This is a genomic window from Paraburkholderia sp. BCC1884, assembly GCF_900996225.1.
Classification (GTDB): Bacteria; Pseudomonadota; Gammaproteobacteria; order Burkholderiales; family Burkholderiaceae; genus Paraburkholderia.
Window position 1 is genome coordinate 1,720,864 of the sequence record NZ_CAAJGL010000068.1, and the last position, 19,819, is coordinate 1,740,682.

A 19,819-nucleotide genomic window follows, 5' to 3' on the forward strand; every position below is an offset into this window, starting at 1 on the left:
AAAACCAGCGGTGCTTCCTCGCACCGCTGGTTTTTTATTGGCGCCTGCGTCGGTCAATTCGCCGGGATCGTCACCACCGGCGCCTTGCTGCTCGTATCCGCCTCGGCCAGTGCCATCAGATTCTGCACCACCGTGAAGGCGTACTTCGAGTCGAAGTCGTTGCGATCGACCCAGTAAGTCGACGGCCCATAGTCGATCATCACGTAGGCCGTTCTGGGCGGCTTATCGGCCGAATGCACGATGATGGTCGGGCGTGTTTCGCCGCCGATCAGACCCACGGTGGGCTTGGTCGAGCCATCGTCGATGCGTGCTACCGGCACCTGCACCTGTGCGCCGAGGTCGGTGAGAATGCCCAGCACCGAGCGCGTGACCATTGGAATCCGGTCGCCCTTTTTCGAGGCCGACGACGGCCCGTAAACGATCTCGTAGGTCCGGGTCGTCGACGACAGATGCAGCAGCTTGCGCACCTGCGCGAGATCGGCGGCGGTTTGCGGCGAGTCGCCGCTGGTGGTCGCGCCCATCACCAGAAACACGCCCATCGCGCCGCTTTTGGCTTCGGCCTGACGGGATTCGACGTTCAACTCGCCTGCCAGTTGCAGGCGCCGCAAAGCCTGCAACAATTCGAAAAAGCCCGGCGCCCCCGCGCTGTTTTCACCGCCGAGTGCGTTGCCGTTCTGCAGGCCGCCCACCGATTGTGCGGTGATGCGCAACAGCAGATCGATCGGTATGCCGCCTTCCGCCAGCGGCAGGACCAGCGAGGGCGCAAGCGGCCTGATGTAGGCCGACGCGAACGCTTCGCCGGTGGTCGGCGAGAAAGTGAAGGTCGGATGATTCGAGTAGGACACGCTGCCGGTCGCGAGCGCGTAGCTCGGCTGACTGCCCGAACCGGCGTTCGCGGTGGCGCCCGCCGTGGTGTCGAACGTATAGGCGGCGATGATGCTGCTGACCGTCAGGAACGCCGGGGCGTCGCCATAACGCAGACCGACGACCGCGGCGAGAATCTCGCGTTTCTTCGCGTCGCCGAGTGCTCTCGCGTAGTCGACCTGGTCGGCTTTGAGGCGGGAAGGACCGATATGCACGCAGGCTGAGGTCAGGCAGGCCGCGCACAAGGCTGCGGCGACAGAAGCGGTTCTGATCATAACGACGAGACGAGCGGACGGTAATCCGCTGAAGAATGGGCCCGCAACGGCGATAGCAGATCACATTCCTGCTGCGCGTTCAAACGCGCTTTCTCCCTACCAATGCCGCTTCAGGCGTCGGTGGCGGCCGACGCCACCGCGTGGAAGAATTGCCGCAACGTTGCAAGATTTGCAGAAGCCCACACTTTATTGCCCGCTGCTACACGCTTGGTCAAGCATGAAGCCGCGCCTGGGCGGCGGCACGAACGAGGGCGGCAGATGCGATAGCGAGGTGCATGAAAGGAGCGGCTGATGAATGGCGGGCCAGTGCATCGAGCGCGCCCGCGCGCTTCAAACCCGGTGGCGACTCAACACGCGCTGCAACTCCCGCGGATCGACCGGCTTGGTGAAATGATGATCGAAGCCGGCTGCAATGGCGGTCTGCTTGTCCTGCTGCTGCCCCCAGCCCGTCACCGCAATCAGCAGAATGCCGGTGTCGTGGCCGCCTCGGCGAATCCGCCGCGCCACTTCATAGCCGTTCAGCAACGGCAGGCCGATGTCGAGAATCACCGCTTGCGGCGCGAATGAGGCGATCAGTTCGAGACCGGCCAGACCGTCGCCGGCAGTGCGCACCTCATGGCCTTCGAGTTCGAGCACCATGGCGAGGCTGTCGGCGGCGTCCGCGTTGTCATCCACGACCACGATGCGCAAGCCGCGTGCGTGCGGCACCTCGGGTAAGGCGCGATCTGCTGGCGCGGCGCTGTGCTTCGACAGCGGCAGGCGAATCACGAACTCGCTGCCGGTGCCCGGTCCGCCGCTGAATGCCGCGACACTGCCGCCGTGCAGTTCCGCGAGCCCACGCACGAGCGCGAGCCCGATGCCGAGACCGCCTTGCGAGCGATCCAGCGCCGGCGCCAGTTGCGAGAACATCTCGAAGACGCTGTTCAGGTGTTCGCGCGGAATGCCGATGCCCGAATCGCGCACCACGATCACCGCCTCGCCGTTTTCGCGCTCCGCCGTGAGCGAAATGTTGCCGCCCGGCGGCGTGTACTTGGCGGCGTTGTTGAGCAGATTCAAAATCATCTGCGACAGACGGGTGGGATCGGCATCGAGATACAGCGCCTCGCGCGGCAGCGTCACGCTCAGGTGATGCGAGGAAGCCTGCACGGTCGAGCGTGCCGCTTCCATGGCCGACTGCATGGCTCGCGCGAGTTCGAGCCGCTGCTTGCGCAGTTCGAGCTTGCCCTGGGTGATGCGCGACACTTCCAGCAGATCGTCCACCAGATGCGTCATGTGCTGCAATTGCCGGTCGAAGACATCGCGCGACCAGCTCAGCTGTGGATCGGAGAACTCTTTCATGCGCAGAATTTCAAGCACGTTGCGCATCGGCGCCAACGGATTGCGCAGCTCGTGCGCGAGCGTGGCGAGGAATTCGTCCTTGCGGCGATCGGCTTTCGAGAGTTCGAGATTGAGCCGCTTCAACTGCTGCTCGGCACGCTTGCGCTCGGTGATGTCGCGGTTGATGCTGACCGCGCCGTAAATATCGCCGCGCGCGTTGGCAAGCGGCTTGACGACGGTCTCGCAGACGCCACGCGAACCGTCGCGACGCACGAAGGGCAACTCGCTGCGCCAGGTGCCGTCGGCGGCCAGCGCGGCGAGTGCTTCGCGGCGAATACGCAGCGCGTCTTCGGGCGGCAGGAAGGTCGCGACCGGGCTGCCCAGAATTTCGCGCATGCGATAGCCCAGCATGCGTTCGCCGCCACCGTTGAAGTCGGTGACATTGCCGCGCAGATCGGTGATGACGATGGCATCGCTCAAGTGCTCGAAGATCGCCGCCTGACGCAACAGCACGGTCTGCGCTTCCTTGCGCTCGGTGATGTCGAGGCCGAGCCCGTAGATCGTCGTCGGTTCGCCGTGACGGTCGTAGGTGGCGCGCCCGCGTCCTTCCATCCAGCACCAGTCGCCGCTTGCATGCATGAAGCGGAATTCCGCTACGTAGTCGTCGCCGCTTTGCACGGCATGATCGACCGCTTCGTTGAGCGCGAGCAGGTCGCCGGGGTGAATCAGTTCGAAAAAGCCACGCGGCGTATTGGCGAAGCGTCCTTCCGCGTAACCGGCCAGCGCTTCGAGTTCGCGGCTCCACCAGAACTTGCCCGACTTCGGCTCGTGCGACCACGCGCCCATACGCGCGCCGCGCATCGCGAGGCTCAGCACGTCGCGGCTTTCCTGCAACTCGCGCTGCGCGAGCTGATGTGCGGCCACCGAGGCCTCCGCGTTGCGGCGCGCGAGCAGCAACTCCTGTTCGTATTTGTGACGATCCGCGACGATCAGCACCGCCACTTCGAGATAACTGGTGTCGCCGTGACGCCGGCGCACCGCGTTGAGCAGCATCGGCACCATATGGCCGTCGCGATGCATCATGTTCAGCTTGACCTCGGCCACCGACCCCTGCATCTGCAGAAGCGGCGCCCAATGCGTCTGATAGAACACCTTGCCGCCGGTGCTCAGCAAGTCCTGGAGGCGGCGGGTGCCGGCGAGTTCGGCGCTCGCATAGCCGAGCCAGCCGCAGAAAGTGGCGTTCACGCGCAGAATGCGGCCGTCCGTATCGGCGACCAGCAGGCCGCAGGCGGCGTGCTCGAAAAGCGCATCGGCGCAAGGGAGCGAGCGGTCCGTGCTTTGCATTGCGTTACAGCCCGAGCGGAGCGAGAAAGCCGCTCATGGCCGCTGCGCTCGCGCCGGGAGAACTCAGGTGCGGACAATGACCGACGTTGTCGATCACATGCAGCGTGCTGCCCGGGATGGTCCGCTGCATGTACTCGCCGACCGCGCGCGGCGCGATGATGTCGTCGCTGCATTGCAGGATCAGCGTGGGCGCGGCGAGCCGTGGCAACAGAGCGCGATGATCGGACAGAAAGGTGACGCGCGCGAATTGTCCGGCGATCTCGGGATCGGTGCGGCAGAAGCTGTTGGTGAGTTCCACCCCGAGTTCGGGCTGTTCCGGCGCGCCCATGATGACCGGCGCCATGCTGCTGGACCAGCCCAGGTAGTTGCCCTCGAGCGTGTGCAGCAGGTCTTCCAGGTCTTCGCGCTCGAAGCCGCCGACGTAGTCGCCGTCGTTCACGTAGCACGGCGAGGGACCCACCATGATGTGCGCGGCAAACAGATGCGGCGCGCGCAGACTGGCGATCAATCCGATCATCGCACTCACCGAGTGGCCGACAAACACCACCGGCTCCGGCGGTGCGACGTGGTTGATGATCTCGATCAGGTCGTCCGCGTAACCGCGCAGCGAATCGTACTTGTGGAAGTCGTAGGCCGCCAGCTCGGACGCGCCGCTGCCGACGTGATCGAACAGCACGGTCCGGTAGTCGTCGTGAAACGAAGGGGCCAGCAGGCGCCACATGCTCTGATCGCAACCGAAACCGTGTGCCAGCACCATGGTTCGCTTGCCGCTGCCGGAAATCCGTACGTTGTTGCGCTGGGTGATGCTCATTGTCGAGTCCTGAGGCCGGCGGGAAATCACGTGACGATGGCGCCGGGCGGTCGTCTCCCGGCATTGTCGGGAATGTTACCGCAGTCTTGGCGCAAAGCTGTGCCGGCATGCGCCGGTTATCGGCTTGCGATAGTGACACACCACGCGGACTGCGTTCGACGGTGTGCGGGGCGTCGAGTTCCATGCGCGGCGGCACCTCCAGGGCTCATGACGCTCGCCATGCTGATTGCATGGACGACCCACTTGCGCTGAGCGTGCGTTGAATCGGTTGCTGGATCGGCCTCCGGTTCAACCCGTCTGTATCTTCGCCTGCGGCGCCGCGCTGGATTCGAGGCCGAAGCGTTCGTATTGGGAAATCACCTGGGCGCCGAACAACAGCAAGGTAGCCAGCCATTCGAGACTGAAGAGGATCACGATCGCCATGGTGAGCGAGCCGTACACCACGCTGACCTGGGACAACGTCGCGAAATACCAGACCAGCACATGGCGAGTGATCTCCCACAACACGGCGGCGACCATGCCGCCGAACAGCGCGTGCTTGAGGGAGGGCCGTCCGACCGGCATCACCATATAGATCGACGTCAACACGAACACTTCGCCGGCCAGGCCCAGCAGATACAACACGACGCGCGACAAGCCTTCGAGCGAAACATGCAGGCCGAATAAATCGATGCCTGCTGCGCCGATCGCCTCCAGCCCGCTCGACACGAAGGTTACGATCAGCAAGCCAACGCCGAGCAGCAGAATGTAGCAATAGGGCAGCAGGGCCGAGAGCAGATAGTGGCGTCGCCGCACCACCACGCGGTGCACGAAGATCAACGACATGGCGTTTTCGAGCACGGTGAAGGCGAGCGAGCTGAAGAAGATCATGGTCAACAGCAGGACCCAGCCGATCACGGCGCGGTGCGCGAGAAAATTGGCGAGTTCGCGCACGAGCGCATTGGACTGGCCCGGCACCAGCCATTGCAGGAGATGCCCGAGCGCGCCCAGCAGCACGGACTGCGGCACCAGATGCGACAAGGCGATGACGATCAGGATCATCAGCGGCACGATGGAGAGCAGCGCGTAATACGCCACCGCACCCGCGAGCAGCAAGCCCTGGTTGGCGCGAAACGCCTTCAGGGTCTGTAGCACGAAGGTGCCGGGATGTTTCGCCACATATAACGCGTGGTCGTCGATGATGGTTTGCATGAGCCCTCGCAGCGTAGACTGGCTTCGTCAGCTTAGGTGAAGCAAGAATGCAGCCACATCGGCTCGCGCCACGAGTACCGCGCCGGGAGCCGGGAATGCACTTTGCTTTGCAGGTTCCGATAGACCTTTACCAGCAGGCTCGCCGGAATTTCAATTGGATAACGCATCTGACAAGCCTAATCACACCGATCCTGCGGATCTGGTTATCGCGCGGCCGGAAGGTCTGTATTGCGCAGCAGGCGATTTCTACATCGATCCATGGCGGCCGGTGGAACGCGCGGTCATCACCCATGCGCACTCCGATCATGCGCGATTCGGCCATCGGCACTATCTGGCGGCGCGGCCGGGGGCGAACGTGCTGCTGTCGCGTCTGCCCGGCATCACGCTGCAAACACTGACGTATGGCGAGCGGCTGGTCATCGGTGACACGGTCGTGTCGTTGCATCCCGCCGGGCATGTGCTGGGTTCGTCGCAAGTGCGAATCGAGTCGGCCGGTCGCGTATGGGTCGCATCGGGCGACTACAAGCTCGACCCCGATCCGACTTGCGATGCGTTCGAACCCGTGCGTTGCGACACCTTCATCACCGAATCGACCTTTGGCTTGCCGATCTACCGGTGGGACACGTCCGAAACCGTATTCGACGGCATCGATTCCTGGTGGCGTCATAACGCCGCCGAAGGACGCGCGTCGGTATTGTTCTGCTATTCGTTCGGCAAGGCGCAACGCGTGCTGGCGAGCGTCGATGCAGGCATCGGCCCGATCTTCTGTCACGGCGCAGTCGAACCGCTCAATCGCGCATATCGTGAAGCGGGCGTGCGCCTGCCGCCGGTGGGGCTGGTGGGCGAGGTGCCCGCGAAAGACAAGGCGGTGTTCAGGCAGGCCCTGATCGTGGCGCCGCCGTCCGCGCAGGGTAGCGCGTGGCTCAAACGTTTCGGCGACTACAGCGATGCCTTCGCCTCGGGATGGATGCGCTTGCGGGGCGCGCGGCGCAGGCGCGGCGTCGATCGCGGTTTCGTGCTGTCCGATCACGCGGACTGGCCGAGCCTGCAAACGGCGATTCAGGCGACCGGCGCCGGGCGCGTGATCGTCACGCATGGTTCAGTCGAACCTATGGTGCGCTGGTTGCGCGAGCAGGGACTGGAGGCGGGCGCGTTCGACACGCAATACGGCGACGACAGCGTCGAGGCCGATGCCGTCGGAGCGGCCGGGTCGACTGGTTCAGTCGAGCAAAGGGAGCCACCTGAATCAGTCGTGCCGTCGGGCCAGGCGGGGCCAGCCGACCACGCCGGAAACACCGACCCCGCCGCTCCGACCGATGCTGACAGAACGGCGAGCGCCCCATGAAACGCTTCGCCGCGCTCTATACCGCGCTTGACGCGACCACGTCTACCCACGACAAACTGGCAGCGCTGACCAGCTATTTTGCCGTCGCCGAACCCGAAGACGCCGCGTGGGCTTCCTACTTTCTCGCCGGCGGCAAACCGCGCCAGTCGGTGCCGACCCGTCTGCTGAGCGAGATCGCCCGTGAGCGCGCCGGCTTGCCGGCCTGGCTTTTCGAAGAGTCGTATCACGCGGTCGGCGATCTTGCCGAAACCATCGCCCACATTCTGCCGCCCGCGCAACGCAACTCCGAGCTGGGCCTCACGCAATGGATCGAGCAACGCGTGCTGACCTTGCGCGGCGTCGCTCCGGAGGAACTGCGCACGCGCTTGATCAGCTATTGGGACGAACTCGACTGGAGCGGCCGCTTTCTGCTGACCAAACTGATCGGCGGCGGCTTCCGGGTGGGCGTGGCGAGACAACTAGTGGTGCGCGCGCTCGCGGAAGTTGCCGGCGTCGATCACAAACGCATTGCCCAGCGCATGGTCGGCTGGACCGATTCGCAACAGAAGCCCGACGCCGCCCGCTATCTGCGCCTGATTGCTCCCGAGCTGCAAGGCGCGCAAGGTGAGGAGGCGCAGCACGGCGACATGCGGCACGACAGCGATCTCGGTTTGCCGTATCCGTTCTTTCTCGCGCATCCTCTGCAGGCCGACCCTGCGACACTCGGCGAGCCGTCGGCCTGGCAGATCGAATGGAAGTGGGACGGCATTCGCGCGCAACTCGTGAAGCGCGCCGGTCGCGTGTGGCTGTGGTCGCGCGGCGAGGATCTGATCACCGACCGTTTTCCGGAAGTTGCCGCCCTAGGCGCGGCGCTGCCGGACGGTCATGTGATCGACGGTGAAATCCTCGCGTGGGAACCCGGCGCGAGCGCGCCCTTGCCGTTTGCGCGCTTGCAACCGCGCATCGCCCGCAAAACATTGACGAAGAAAATTCTCGCCGATTCGCCCGCCACCTTGCTGGCTTACGATTTACTCGAAGCACGAGGCGAAGACTTGCGCATGACGCCGCTAGCGCAGCGGCGTGCCCAACTCGACGCGTTGGCCTCGCAACTCGACGGCACGCTGGCGCGCGATCTCCTGCGCGTCTCGCCGCTGGTGCAGGCAGCGGATTGGCAAACGCTTGCAGCATTGCGCGACGAGAGCCGCGCGCGCGGGGTTGAAGGCCTCATGCTCAAGCAGCGCCAATCGCTGTACGGCGTGGGCCGCACCAAGGCTTCCGGAACGTGGTGGAAGTGGAAGGTCGATCCGTACGCAGTGGACGCCGTGCTGGTTTATGCGCAGCGTGGCCACGGGCGCCGCGCCAGCCTCTACACGGACTTCACCTTCGCGGTGTGGGACGAAGCGAATGGCATGCGCACGCTGGTGCCCTTCGCCAAAGCCTATTCCGGTCTCACTGATGAAGAAATGCGTCAGGTAGACGCGATCGTACGTAAAACCACCGTGGAAAAATTCGGCCCGGTGCGTAGCGTGACGCCGTCGCTGGTGTTCGAAATCGGCTTCGAAGGAATTCAGTCGAGCCCGCGGCACAAGTCGGGTGTGGCCGTGCGCTTTCCGCGCATGTTGCGCTGGCGCACCGATAAACAGATCGACGACGCCGACACCCTGGCGATGCTCAAGGGCTTCATCGACGATCGTGCGGGATAACCCGCGCAGCACGACGCGAAAGCGTTAGTGTTTTCCCGACATAGCGTCTCGTCACGCCCAACACTTTTCCCCCATAGCCTGCTAATCCGGCAGTTTCGCGATGCACGCGCCACGGGCGTGGTGCACGGTGCAAGTGCGTTTTCGCCGCGCGGCACGGTCGACTCGGGCGCCGTCCTACGAGCAAACCAGCAGGCGCGATGGCGCGGCGTGAGCTATGGTGATGAGACGAGGTGCTAAGACAAGGTAATGAGGCAGGGCGATGCGACGGTGCTGTGAAGCCGGCTGGACACAATAGAAGTCAACGCCTGGCAAGCGATGAGTGTTGTGCGCGCGACGGGAGCGAATCTTGCGCGCCTGTTCCGAGGTGCCCGGAAGTGGCGCGCGGAATGAGCCAAGGAGAATAGGGTGACGTTCGACGACCGGATGGATGAGAACGATGACGTCGTGGTGTGGCGGCCGATCCAGTATGCGATGGCGTCGCATCGTCGCGTGTTGGTGGTGGACGACTATCGCGAGGCAGCCGAAGCGCTGCAGATGCTGCTCGACGCCGACGGTTTCGAGTGCCGCTCGCTCGAAGATCCGCATGCGGTGTGCGACATGGCCCGCGAATGGCAGCCATTTGCGGTGGTGCTGGACATCAAGATGCCTGGCCTCGACGGACTGGAACTGGCGCGCCGCCTACGCGCACATCCGCTCACCGCCCATATGCTGCTGGTTGCCTGCACGGCATTCGCCTCGCGCGACGACCGCGCGCGTGCCAGAGCGGTCGGCTTCGACGCGCACTGCGCCAAGCCTTTGACGCCCGAGCGTTTGCTGAGAGTACTCGAGTCGGCTGCCGCACTGCATGTCGCCGGCCCCCCGTAAAGGCGGCGGCTGATTTGAAAAAAATGCTTATCACGCCGCGGGCCGGCGGCGCCCGCGATGAAGGAGAGCCCGCTCCTTGCTGAAGCGTGCGTCGGGAGTCCTGACGTCAATCCCCATCAGAACGCCGCTCGGTCCTGTGCCGCCGTCGCGCATCGCTACATAATCGCTCTCCCAGGTCTGGAATTTGCTAATTCAGCGAGCCTGCTGCCAGATGGCCGAACCGGCCGCCTCGTGACACGGGCCTATCGCGCGCGTAAGCGCCTCTTGCTTCCACAGGAATACTATGTCCCAAGCCCCTTATTCGACGCGCATTTCGGAAGGCACGCCTTTCCCGCTCGGCGCGACGTGGAACGGAAGCGGTGTGAATTTCGCGCTTTTTTCAGCGCATGCCACCAAGGTCGAACTCTGCCTGTTCGACGAAACCGGTGAGAACGAGATCGAGCGAATCGAACTGCCGGAATATACCGACGAGGTTTGGCACGTGTTCGTGCCGAGCCTCAAACCCGGCGCAGTGTACGGCTATCGTGTGCATGGTCCGTACGAACCCGAGCAAGGCCACCGCTTCAATCCGAACAAATTGCTGCTCGATCCGTATGCGAAGGCGCATATCGGCGAACTCAAATGGGCACCTGAAATCTTCGGCTATACGCTCGATTCGGAAGAAGGCGACCTCTCGTTCGACGAACGCGATAGCGCGCCCTTCGTGCCGAAGTGCAAAGTCGTCGATGCGAATTTCTCGTGGACACACCCCGAGCGCAATGCGCTGCCGTGGGAACGCGTCATCTTCTACGAAACCCATGTGCGCGGTTTTACGCAGCGTCATCCGGAAGTGCCGGAGAAACTGCGTGGCACGTTCGCTGGGCTCGGTCAGCAAGTCGTGCTCGACTACATCAGAAACCTCGGCGTGACCTCGGTGGAGTTGATGCCGATCCAGACTTTCGTCAACGATAGTTATCTGCTCGACAAAGGCCTGACCAACTACTGGGGCTACAACACGATCGGCTTTTTCGCGGCCGATCCGCGTTTCTTCGCGTCCTCGAACGATTCGGTGGCCGAGTTCAAGGAGATGGTGGACCGCTTTCACAACAACAATCTCGAAGTGATCCTCGACGTGGTCTACAACCACACCGCGGAAGGCAATGAACGTGGCCCGACGATTTCGTTCAAGGGCATCGACAACGCGTCCTACTATCGCCTGATGCCCGACGAGCCGCGCTATTACATCAACGATACCGGCACCGGCAATACGCTGAACCTGTCGCACCCGCGCGTGCTGCAGATGGTGACCGACAGCCTGCGTTACTGGGTGACGGAAATGAAGGTGGACGGTTTCCGCTTCGACCTCGCGACGATTCTCGGCCGCGAAACCCATGGCTTCGACGAGGGCGGCGGTTTCCTCGACAGTTGCCGCCAGGACCCGGTGCTTTCCAGCGTGCGGCTGATTGCGGAGCCGTGGGACTGCGGTCCGGGCGGCTATCAGGTGGGCGGCTTTCCGCCCGGCTGGGCCGAATGGAACGACCGCTTTCGCGACACCGTGCGCGAATACTGGAAGGGCGACGAAGGCAAGGTCGCCGATCTCGCCACCCGCCTGACCGGTTCCGGCGACAAGTTCAATCATCGCGGACGGCGTCCGTGGGCGAGCGTGAACTTCATCGCCGCGCACGATGGCTTCACGCTGAACGATCTGGTCTCGTACAACGACAAGCACAACGAGGCCAACGGCGAGGACAACAAGGACGGCCATTCCGACAACAAGTCATGGAACATGGGCGCGGAAGGCCCCACCGACGACGCCGAGATCCGCCAGCAACGCGAGCGCCAGAAACGCAACCTGCTGGCTACGCTGCTGCTCTCGCAAGGCACGCCGATGATCCTTGCGGGCGACGAATTCGGACGAACGCAAAAAGGCAATAACAACGCGTACTGCCAGGATAACGAAATCAGCTGGGTCGACTGGGAGGGCATCGACGACGACGGTCGCGCGCTCACCGAGTTCGTCAAGAATCTGACCACACTGCGCCACCGTCTGCCGGTGCTGCGGCGCGGGCGTTTTCTGATCGGAGAATACAACGAGGCGCTGGACGTGACCGACGCCCGCTGGCTATCGCCGGACGGCGGCGACCTCTCGCCCGAACAATGGGACGACGCCTCCATGCGCTGCTTCGGCCTCGTGATCGACGGACGCGCGCAGGCGAGCGGCATTCGGCGGCCGGCCTCGGATGCCACCTTGCTGCTGGTGCTGAACGCGCATCACGACGTCGTCAACTTCACGCTGCCCGACATTCCGGAGGGCGAGCAGTGGACTTGCCTGCTGGACACCAACATGCCGGTGCGCGCGGAGTTGCCGCAATTCAGCGCGGGCGACGCCTATCAGGTGACCGCCCGTTCGCTGCTGCTGTTCGCGCTGGATGCGCCAACCCGCGCGACCCAGCGCGTGTTCGATCGCCTCGAGGAACAACTCACCACCGACGAAAGCGAGACGCCTCCCGCCGCCTGATCGCGCGGCGGCGCGGGCTTTGACGAGCTCGCGCCGCCGGGTATAACGCTTGCTCGACCACCTTCAGTTGCGCAGCCGATCTCGGTCTTCGCCAAACTTATCGAAGGTGATCAAATGGAACTGGAACAAGGCTCTCTCGAAGAGCAGATTCGCACGCGCGCCTACTACTTGTGGGAGCAGGCCGGCGAAACCAAAGGCACCCCGGACGAATACTGGGAACAGGCCCGCGCTGAAATAGAAAAAGAAGCGCCGCCGATCGAGAGCGGCCCCGTGACCGAAGTCTCCGGGAAGTAAGCGCCCATGCCTTGCTTCGCTATTCGCAGAGCGCGCCGCGGCTCATGAAAGACTTTCCCGAACCGCGAAGCTCACGGCCGGCCACTCGCATCCAAGCGCCGCCGGCCGCTTTTCGCATCGACAGTCTGATCTCGCTTGCAGTGGGCGTAACAGCAGTGGCCTGCCTGTACTTCGCGAGCGCCGTGCTGATTCCGATCACGCTCGCCATCCTGTTGAGCTTTCTGGTCGCGCCGCTGGTCGACGCGCTCGGCCGTCTGCGACTCGGGCATGTGGCTTCCGTGTTCGCCGCGGTGTTGATGTCGGTGGCGGTGATCGTGATGCTGGGCGCGGTGATCGCCACGCAATTGACCGACCTCGCCGCCGGCATGCCGCGCTATCAGGCGACCATCGAGCACAAGATGGAAACCGCCCATAACCTGACCATCGGCAAGCTCGACCGGTTCGCGAACGCGGCCGGTCAGGCTTTGCAACGCGCGACGAGCGAGCCTCCGCCTTCGGCACCGGCGCGCGACACGGTGTCGTCCGTCAATGCACCGGCTTCCGCTGCCGTGCCCGTTGAAGTCCGCGAGCCGGTGCCCACGCCTTTCGAACTCGCGCGACGTGTGTTGTCGCCGGCCATCAGTCCGATCGAAACCGCGTTCATCGTGTTCGTCGTGATGGTGGTGATCCTGCTGCAACGCGACGATCTGCGCGACCGCGCGATCCGTCTGTTCGGCTCGCGCGATCTGCATCGCACAACCACGGTGATGGACGAAGCTGCGCGGCGGCTGAGCCGCTATTTCGTTTCGCAACTCGGTTTGAATGCGGGCGTCGGCGTGGTGATCGGTGCGGGACTGTTCCTGATCGGCGTGCCGAGTCCGATTCTGTGGGGCATTCTGGCGGCTTTGTTGCGCCTCGTGCCTTATGTCGGCATCTGGATTTCCGCGACGCTTGCCACTGCGCTCGCCGCCGCCGTCAGTCCCGGCTGGGCGATGGCGATCGGCTCGCTGGCGCTGTTCGTGACCGTGGAGATGCTGGTGGGACAGATCGTCGAGCCGCTGCTGTATGGACGCAGCACCGGGCTTTCACCTTTCTCGGTAGTGGTGGCGGCGATTTTCTGGAGCTGGATCTGGGGGCCGATCGGACTGATTCTCTCGACACCGCTCACCCTGTGCCTGCTGGTGCTCGGGCGGCACATCCGGCGCCTGGAGTTTCTCGATGTACTGCTTGGCGATCAGCCCGCGCTGACACCGATCGAGAACTTCTACCAGCGTGCCCTCGCAGGCGACCCGGACGAAGCGATCGAACAGGCGGAAGTTCTGTTGCGCGAGCGCTCGCTGTCGGCGTACTACGACGAGGTGGCGATCATGGGTCTGCAACTCGCGGCCAACGACGTCGTGCGCGGTAGCGTCACCGCTGCCCAGCTCGCGCGAATCGAGTCGACCACCAACGATCTGGTGGACGGCCTGGATGGTTACGAAGACCGCGTGCCCGCGCCGCCCGCATCGGCCGACGAGGTGAGCACGATCGCTCCGCTCGCGCCGGCGGGCGACTCCCACGCCGCTTCGCCGTCCTCGCAGGCGCCCGCACCGGTCATCAGGAACCAGGCGAACCATGCGACAGCGACAGCGGATAAACCGCTGGACCCGAACCCGTCGAACGACCCGCGCCGCCCGGCGAGGAACCGCGTGCTCTGCATTCCCGGACGCGGTCCGCTCGATCCGCTCGCGACCACCATCCTGCTGCAACTGCTCGGCAAGCACGGCTTCGGCGCGCGCACCTTGCCGCACGAAGCCGCGTCGCGCGCCGCGATCGATACGCTGGAGGCAGACGATGTAGACATCGTCTGCCTGCTCTATCTGCGTATCGACGGTATTCCTTCGCATTTGCGCTATCTCGTCCGGCGGATTCATGCGCGCTTGCCGAACGTGTCGATCGTGGTCGGCTTGTGGGCCGCGCAGGACACCGAGAAGTGGAGCGCCGATCTGCAAAGCGCCATGGGCGCGGAATGCTACGCCAGCACCTTGCAGGAGATGCTGGCGGCGTGCAGGCGGATCGAAACCACGCGAGCGGACGAGGGCCTCGCGGTGGTGAACGGCTAGCGCGCTGCCGTATCGGACGCGTCCTGCCAGCCACCGCCGAGCGCCTTGTACAGCGCCACCAGATCGGTGCTGACCTGCATGGTCCCCTGAGCGTACTGCTCGCGCGCTTGCGCCAGTTGCCGCTCGGCATCGAGCACGTTGATGAAGCTCGTAATACCTTTGCGATAGCTGTCGCGCGCCAGTTCGAACGAGGCCTGCTGGGCCGCCACACTGTCGCCGAGCGAATCGCGCCGCGCCTGATCGGTGCGATAGACGGCCAGCGCGTTGTCCACGTCGCGCAGAGCCATCAGCACGGTTTTCCGGTAGTCGAGCGCCGCTTCCGCCTCCTGCGCTTTCGACATGCGCAGATTGGACACGAGTGCGCCGCCCTGGAAAATCGGCAATGACACGCTGGGCCCGAACGAATAAAACAGATGCGACCAGCGCGACAGATCGCCGGCGTTCGTCGCACGTGTGCCCACTTCGCCGGTCAGTGAAATGTCGGGATAGAACTGCGCGACGGCCACGCCGACATTGGCCGTCGCGGCATGCAGATTCGCCTCCGCGCGTCGAATGTCCGGCCGGCGGCGCGCCAGCGTCGACGGCAAGCCCACCGGCACGGATGGCGGCACCGGCGGCACGGCGGCCGGCGTCGCAAGTTCGGCCTCCAGCGCGCCCGGCGCTTCGCCGACCAGATAGGCCAGCGCGTTCAGGGCCTGCGCGATCTGTTGCTCGTATTGCGGCAACTGCGCCTGGGTCTGCGCGAGTTGCGCGACCGCGCTCTTCACATCGAGTTCGCTGGCTAGGCCGACCTTCGCCTGGCTCTGCGTCAGGGTGACGATTTCGCGTTGCTGATCGACCAGACTCACCGCGATATCGTGCTGGACCTGTGCACCGCGTAGCTGCATATAGGTCTGCGCGACCTCGGCTTCGAGCGACAGCAGGGCGTCGTTGCGGCTCTCTTCCGCGGCGGTGGTTTGTGCATTCGCGGCTTCGACGGAACGGCGCACACGGCCGAACAGATCGAGCTCCCACGAGGCGTCGAAACCGGCCTGCCAGAGATTGACCGGCGCGGTCAGCTGATTGAGCAGATTGTTCGCGCCGTTTTGCAGCGTGGCGCCCGCGCCAGGCGCGAGTGCGTTGACCGGCGAGTTCGGCGCGCCGAGCTGGTTGACCTTGTCGTAGACGCCGTCGGATTCCAGAAAGCCCTTTACGCCGAGCTGTTCGCGCTCGTAACTGCCGGTGGCACGCACGTTCGGCAGGCCCTGGGCGGCGGCGCTCTGCACCTGGGTACGCGCTTCGACGATGCGCAGCACCGCCTCCTGCAGATCCAGGTTGCCGCGCGCGGCGCGGTCGATCAGCGCGTCGAGCGTCGGGTCGTTGAAGGTGCGCCACCAGCGTGGGTCGGGATCGGTGTCGAGCGTGGGCACCGAGGCCACCTCGGGCGCGGAAGCGGGCGACACGGCTGTACTGGCGGCTGCGCTGGCGGCATTGGCGCCGCGCTCGGGATCATGCCAGTGCGCGGGTACTTCGCTCGACGGGGCGTGGAAATCCGGGCCGACCGAGCAGGCGGCAAGCAGCATCGCGAGAGACAGCGTCGACAATCGAAAAACGGGAAACGGGCGTCGCATGTCAATGTCCTCCTGCGCCGCCGGCCGCCTTGGCCGGAGAAAAGAACAGCGTCATCGGAATGCAGAGCACGCAAAACACGGCCAGAATCGCGAAGACGTCGACGTAGGCGAGGATGGTCGACTGCGAAATGAACTCGGTGTACATGCGTCCGGTTGCCGTTTGCATGGCCTGGGCAAACGGCACGCCGGTCATCTCCGCGATGGTTTGCGCGCTGCGCTGGATGGCGTCGTTGTAGTTTTGCGAAAGCGTGGACATGTGTTCTGATAGATGAGCCATGCGAGCCTGGGTGCGCTCGCGGATCAGCGCGGTCGACAGCGAAATGCCGATCGACCCCGCCACGTTGCGGAACATGGTGAAGAGCGCGGAGGCGTCGTCGTTCAAACGCGGCGGCACGGTGAGATAGGCGAGGGTGGTGATCGGCACGAACAGGAACCCGATCGCGAGCGATTGCGCGCTGCGCATCTTCACGAGCGTTGCATAGTCGATATCCGGCACCAGCAGATGCGAGTAGGCGAGGGCGCAGGCCAGTAACGCAAAGCCGATGGCCACCAGAAAGCGCGTCTGTACATAAGGCATCATTTTGCTGATGATCGGAATTTCCAGCACGATGAGCACCGCGCCCGGCGATAGCACGAGCCCCGCGAGCATCGCGGTATAGCCGAGTTGCTGCTGGGCGAGCTGTGGCACCAGCACCGCACTGCCATACAGGATCATGGCGAATGCCCCGATCGTCAGGCAACCCAACGCGAAATTGCGGTCTTTCAGGCAGCGCAGATCGACCACGGGCTTCTTCGTGTACAGCAGCCAGAAGGTCGCACCCACGATGCCCGCCACCGCCAATACCGCGAACAGGCAGATGAAGCCCGAGGAGAACCAGTCGTCGTCCTCGCCGCGATCGAGCATCACCTGCAGGCAGCCGAGGCCGATTGCGATCAGCGTAATGCCGATATAGTCGACCGATACCTTGCTGGTGCCTTTCTCCTTGCCGGGCGGGTCCTCCACCAGTTGCATCACGGCCAGCGTGGTCAACACGCCGACCGGCACGTTGAGCAGAAACACCCAGCGCCACGAGAAGTTGTCGGTGATCCAGCCGCCGAGCGTCGGACCCAGCACCGGCGCGACGACGATCGCGATCGCCGAAATCGAGAACGCGCGGCCGCGTTGTTCCGGAGGAAAGGTGTCGAGAATGATCGATTGCTGGTTCGGTTGCAGGCCGCCGCCGAAGAAGCCTTGCAAGATGCGGAAGATGATCAGCTGCAACAGGTTGGTCGCGATCCCGCAGAGAAACGAGCAGATCGTAAACGCGATGATGCACACGACGAAATAGCGCTTGCGGCCCATCAGCCGTGCCAGAAAACCGGAAATCGGCAGCACGATGCCGTTGGCCACCAGATAGGACGTGAGCGTCCAGGTGGCTTCGTCGTAACTCGCCGACATGGTGCCGGCGATATGCGGCAGCGCGACGTTGACGATGGTCGTGTCGAGCACTTCCATGAACGCGGCCAGCGTCACCACGATCGCGATCAGCCACGGATTGGCCGACGGTTTCCAGTTCGATTGATTGCCGTTGGCGGCGTCGGCTGTACTCATCGCCGCCCCGCGCCGCGGAAGATGTCGCGCGGCGCGACGCGGCCGTCAAACGGCCTGGCAGTGTCGCCTGGGCTTAGTTCGGGCTTTGCCCCACGGCATTCGGCGCACCCGGCGCGGCCGTGCCGTTGGTTTTCTTCTCCGCGTTCTGGATGTCCTGCGGATAGTGCGGGTCGTTGGCGGTCGGCTGATAGCCGTTCTGTTCGAGCTTCTTCAACTCCGCTTTCTTCGCGGCGCGCGTGGTGGTGCTGTCCTGCGTGGCGGCGGGCTGCTGCGCCTGCACCAGATGCGCGCCGGCGAGCGCGAGCACCGAGGCGGTGACAAGCCGCGCGAAAACGAGTTGGGCCGACTGGTTGCGGTGGGGTTTCATGAGGGGCTCCCTGTACGTTGCCTTCATGACCAGATTCACAGCATGGCGCGTGCCTTGCACGCGCGAATGGCCGAAAACGGAAAGTGGTGGAGAGCGCACTCATTTCAGATACACCTTCGGCGTGACGGACAGCCCTAGCCCCAGCGGCTGATCGCGCGGCAGACCGTCGTCGATGATGATTTTCACCGGCACGCGTTGCACGATCTTCACGAAGTTGCCGGTAGCGTTTTCTGCCGGGAACGCCGAAAAGCGTGAACCGCTGCCCAACTGCACGCTATCGACGTGGCCGTGCAGGTCGAGTTTCGGATAGGCGTCCACCTCGACTTTCACCTTGTCGCCGGGCCGCATACGTTCGAGTTGCGATTCCTTGAAATTCGCCGTGACCCACACTTGCGGCGTGACGATCGCAAAGAGCGAGACGCCGGCTTGCAGGAACGTGCCGAGTTGCACGTTGCGCCGGGTGATCCAGCCATCCGACGGCGAGCGCACCTCGCAGTAAGAGAGATTGAGCTGCGCCTGTTCGAGTTGCGCCTCGGCCTGCTGCACCTGCTGGCGACGTTCCTCGACGGTTGCTTCGGTCTGACGGATCTGCTGCGGCACGAGGCTCGCGGTCTGTTGCTGCGCGCGCGCCTGTTCGACGCTGGCGTTGGCCGATTGCCGCTGGGCGTCGGCGGTATCGATGTTCTGTTGCGAAGTGGCGCGCTGATCGACGGCATGCTGGCGAACGTATGCAGCCTGCGCCTGGCGGAAGTTGGCCTCGGCCGACGAGGTCTGCGCCTGCGCCTGGCGATACTGCGCCGGATACTGAACCCGCGCGATATCGAGTTGCACGAAGGCCGCATTCAACTGCGCCTTGGCAAGTCCGACCTGCGCCTGCGCCTGATCGACCTGGGCCTGATAGTCGCGCTTGTCGATCACGACCAGCAGGTCGCCCTTGTGGACGTACACGTTATCGTTCACCGCGAGCTGCACCACGTAGCCGGACACTTTCGGCGCCATCGTGATGGCGTTGCCGTCGGTGTAGGCGTCGTCCGTGGTGATTTCGTTGCGGGTCGCGAACCACCAGATAAACGCGACGATCCCCAGTACGATCACCACCACGGCAAGGATGATCAGCGGTTTCTTGCCGGGCTTCTTGCGGCTTTTGCCGTCGTCCTTATCATTTCCATTGCCGTCATCGTCGCCTTTCTTCTCGCCGTTGCCTTTGTCGCCGTTAGCCTTGTTGTTGTTGTTGTTGTTGTTGTTGTTGTTGTTGTTGTCCTCGGTGTTGTCGTCCTTAGTTTCTTTGCGTGTGTCCTGATCTTGCTCGTCCTGAGCGGAGCCGGTCTTGTCTGACATGGCGATAGGTTCCCGTCGTCCAGAGGGGTAGCGGATGCGTCAGTGAAGACAAACCGCCCGGCGGCAGGCGTGTGCGCGGGCGGTCCTGATGCGGTGAAAGAAGCGCGACTGCGGTAGCGGCGAAACTAGCGTTTAGCGGGCTTGTCGGCCGACGCCTTGTCGTGCGGCCCGGCGTCCTTGTCGGGCACGATTCTGGTGGTGCCGCCGGTGGACGGCGGGTCGCTTGCCGGGAAACTGTCCTCGACCTGCTTGTCGATCTGCTTTTCGCTCTTGTCGGCGTGCGGGTGTTTTTCCTTGTGTTCTGTCATGGTTGTTCTCCTTCGGTTGTGTTTTTTACACGCGCGCGTA

15 protein-coding genes are annotated in these 19,819 nt (G+C 64.0%); 6 read left to right on the forward strand and 9 right to left on the reverse strand.

Annotated features, from left to right (window positions below; translation table 11 throughout):
• Positions 1-53: 53 nt before the first annotated feature.
• The 4 genes from FQ705_RS14460 to FQ705_RS14475 form a co-directional block, all read right to left on the reverse strand.
• Positions 54-1,139 carry a hypothetical protein gene (locus FQ705_RS14460; RefSeq protein ID WP_144142032.1) on the reverse strand — a complete coding sequence of 362 codons (1,086 nt, stop codon included), beginning with the start codon at positions 1,137-1,139 and terminating at the stop codon, positions 54-56.
• Positions 1,140-1,469: 330 nt separating this feature from the next.
• The gene (locus FQ705_RS14465) at positions 1,470-3,800 is read right to left on the reverse strand and encodes a PAS domain S-box protein (protein ID WP_144142034.1); all 2,331 of its coding nucleotides are present in this window, start codon (positions 3,798-3,800) and stop codon (positions 1,470-1,472) included.
• A gap of 4 nt (positions 3,801-3,804) precedes the next feature.
• A complete protein-coding gene (locus FQ705_RS14470) occupies positions 3,805-4,611 on the reverse strand; it encodes an alpha/beta fold hydrolase (protein WP_144142036.1) in 807 nt (268 codons plus the stop codon).
• A gap of 288 nt (positions 4,612-4,899) precedes the next feature.
• Complete coding sequence (locus tag FQ705_RS14475) at positions 4,900-5,802, reverse strand: YihY/virulence factor BrkB family protein (RefSeq protein ID WP_144142038.1); 903 nt, start codon at positions 5,800-5,802, stop codon at positions 4,900-4,902.
• 154 nt (positions 5,803-5,956) lie between these two features.
• Between FQ705_RS14475 and FQ705_RS14480 the strand changes: the two genes are divergently transcribed.
• The 6 genes from FQ705_RS14480 to FQ705_RS14505 all read left to right on the forward strand — a co-directional run bounded on the left by FQ705_RS14480 (position 5,957) and on the right by FQ705_RS14505 (position 14,565).
• Positions 5,957-7,147 carry a ligase-associated DNA damage response exonuclease gene (locus tag FQ705_RS14480; RefSeq protein WP_144142039.1) on the forward strand — a complete coding sequence of 397 codons (1,191 nt, stop codon included), beginning with the start codon at positions 5,957-5,959 and terminating at the stop codon, positions 7,145-7,147.
• Positions 7,144-8,829: an ATP-dependent DNA ligase gene (locus tag FQ705_RS14485; RefSeq protein WP_144142041.1), complete on the forward strand. Its 1,686-nt coding sequence runs from the start codon at positions 7,144-7,146 to the stop codon at positions 8,827-8,829. The genes FQ705_RS14480 and FQ705_RS14485 overlap by 4 nt, the downstream gene beginning before the upstream one ends.
• Before the next feature lie 405 nt (positions 8,830-9,234).
• Positions 9,235-9,693 (forward strand): response regulator, encoded by a 459-nt coding sequence (locus tag FQ705_RS14490; RefSeq protein ID WP_144142043.1) that lies wholly within the window; start codon positions 9,235-9,237, stop codon positions 9,691-9,693.
• Between the two features lie 283 nt (positions 9,694-9,976).
• Complete coding sequence (gene glgX, locus FQ705_RS14495) at positions 9,977-12,190, forward strand: glycogen debranching protein GlgX (RefSeq protein WP_144142045.1); 2,214 nt, start codon at positions 9,977-9,979, stop codon at positions 12,188-12,190.
• Between the two features lie 114 nt (positions 12,191-12,304).
• Positions 12,305-12,484 carry a DUF2934 domain-containing protein gene (locus FQ705_RS14500; protein ID WP_144142047.1) on the forward strand — a complete coding sequence of 60 codons (180 nt, stop codon included), beginning with the start codon at positions 12,305-12,307 and terminating at the stop codon, positions 12,482-12,484.
• A 44-nt stretch (positions 12,485-12,528) separates the two neighbouring features.
• Complete coding sequence (locus FQ705_RS14505; protein ID WP_144142049.1) at positions 12,529-14,565, forward strand: AI-2E family transporter; 2,037 nt, start codon at positions 12,529-12,531, stop codon at positions 14,563-14,565.
• On the opposite strand, the gene FQ705_RS14510 is transcribed toward FQ705_RS14505, so the two are convergent.
• The 5 genes from FQ705_RS14510 to FQ705_RS14530 all read right to left on the reverse strand — a co-directional run bounded on the left by FQ705_RS14510 (position 14,562) and on the right by FQ705_RS14530 (position 19,779).
• Positions 14,562-16,175 carry an efflux transporter outer membrane subunit gene (locus FQ705_RS14510; protein WP_144142051.1) on the reverse strand — a complete coding sequence of 538 codons (1,614 nt, stop codon included), beginning with the start codon at positions 16,173-16,175 and terminating at the stop codon, positions 14,562-14,564. The two genes, FQ705_RS14505 and FQ705_RS14510, sit on opposite strands and share 4 nt — an antisense overlap.
• Position 16,176: 1 nt before the next feature.
• On the reverse strand, positions 16,177-17,766 hold the full coding sequence (locus tag FQ705_RS14515; protein ID WP_144142053.1) for a DHA2 family efflux MFS transporter permease subunit: 1,590 nt from the start codon (positions 17,764-17,766) through the stop codon (positions 16,177-16,179).
• A 73-nt stretch (positions 17,767-17,839) separates the two neighbouring features.
• Positions 17,840-18,133 (reverse strand): DUF4148 domain-containing protein, encoded by a 294-nt coding sequence (locus tag FQ705_RS14520; RefSeq protein WP_260854491.1) that lies wholly within the window; start codon positions 18,131-18,133, stop codon positions 17,840-17,842.
• Between the two features lie 99 nt (positions 18,134-18,232).
• The gene (locus tag FQ705_RS14525; protein ID WP_144142057.1) at positions 18,233-19,471 is read right to left on the reverse strand and encodes an HlyD family secretion protein; all 1,239 of its coding nucleotides are present in this window, start codon (positions 19,469-19,471) and stop codon (positions 18,233-18,235) included.
• A gap of 125 nt (positions 19,472-19,596) precedes the next feature.
• Positions 19,597-19,779, reverse strand: coding sequence for a hypothetical protein (locus FQ705_RS14530; RefSeq protein WP_144142059.1), 183 nt, complete (start codon positions 19,777-19,779; stop codon positions 19,597-19,599).
• Between the last annotated feature and the right edge of the window lie 40 nt (positions 19,780-19,819).

What these genes read in the sequence shown, in the direction of transcription:
- FQ705_RS14485 (WP_144142041.1), top strand. Translation starts at nt 7,144, where the DNA reads ATGAAACGCTTCGCCGCGCTCTATACCGCGCTTGACGCGACCACGTCT.
- FQ705_RS14475 (WP_144142038.1), bottom strand. Translation starts at nt 5,802, where the DNA reads ATGCAAACCATCATCGACGACCACGCGTTATATGTGGCGAAACATCCC.
- FQ705_RS14510 (WP_144142051.1), bottom strand. Translation starts at nt 16,175, where the DNA reads ATGCGACGCCCGTTTCCCGTTTTTCGATTGTCGACGCTGTCTCTCGCG.
- FQ705_RS14500 (WP_144142047.1), top strand. Translation starts at nt 12,305, where the DNA reads ATGGAACTGGAACAAGGCTCTCTCGAAGAGCAGATTCGCACGCGCGCC.
- FQ705_RS14520 (WP_260854491.1), bottom strand. Translation starts at nt 18,133, where the DNA reads ATGAAACCCCACCGCAACCAGTCGGCCCAACTCGTTTTCGCGCGGCTT.
- glgX (WP_144142045.1), top strand. Translation starts at nt 9,977, where the DNA reads ATGTCCCAAGCCCCTTATTCGACGCGCATTTCGGAAGGCACGCCTTTC.
- FQ705_RS14505 (WP_144142049.1), top strand. Translation starts at nt 12,529, where the DNA reads ATGAAAGACTTTCCCGAACCGCGAAGCTCACGGCCGGCCACTCGCATC.
- FQ705_RS14470 (WP_144142036.1), bottom strand. Translation starts at nt 4,611, where the DNA reads ATGAGCATCACCCAGCGCAACAACGTACGGATTTCCGGCAGCGGCAAG.
- FQ705_RS14460 (WP_144142032.1), bottom strand. Translation starts at nt 1,139, where the DNA reads ATGATCAGAACCGCTTCTGTCGCCGCAGCCTTGTGCGCGGCCTGCCTG.
- FQ705_RS14530 (WP_144142059.1), bottom strand. Translation starts at nt 19,779, where the DNA reads ATGACAGAACACAAGGAAAAACACCCGCACGCCGACAAGAGCGAAAAG.
- FQ705_RS14525 (WP_144142057.1), bottom strand. Translation starts at nt 19,471, where the DNA reads ATGTCAGACAAGACCGGCTCCGCTCAGGACGAGCAAGATCAGGACACA.
- FQ705_RS14465 (WP_144142034.1), bottom strand. Translation starts at nt 3,800, where the DNA reads ATGCAAAGCACGGACCGCTCGCTCCCTTGCGCCGATGCGCTTTTCGAG.
- FQ705_RS14515 (WP_144142053.1), bottom strand. Translation starts at nt 17,766, where the DNA reads ATGAGTACAGCCGACGCCGCCAACGGCAATCAATCGAACTGGAAACCG.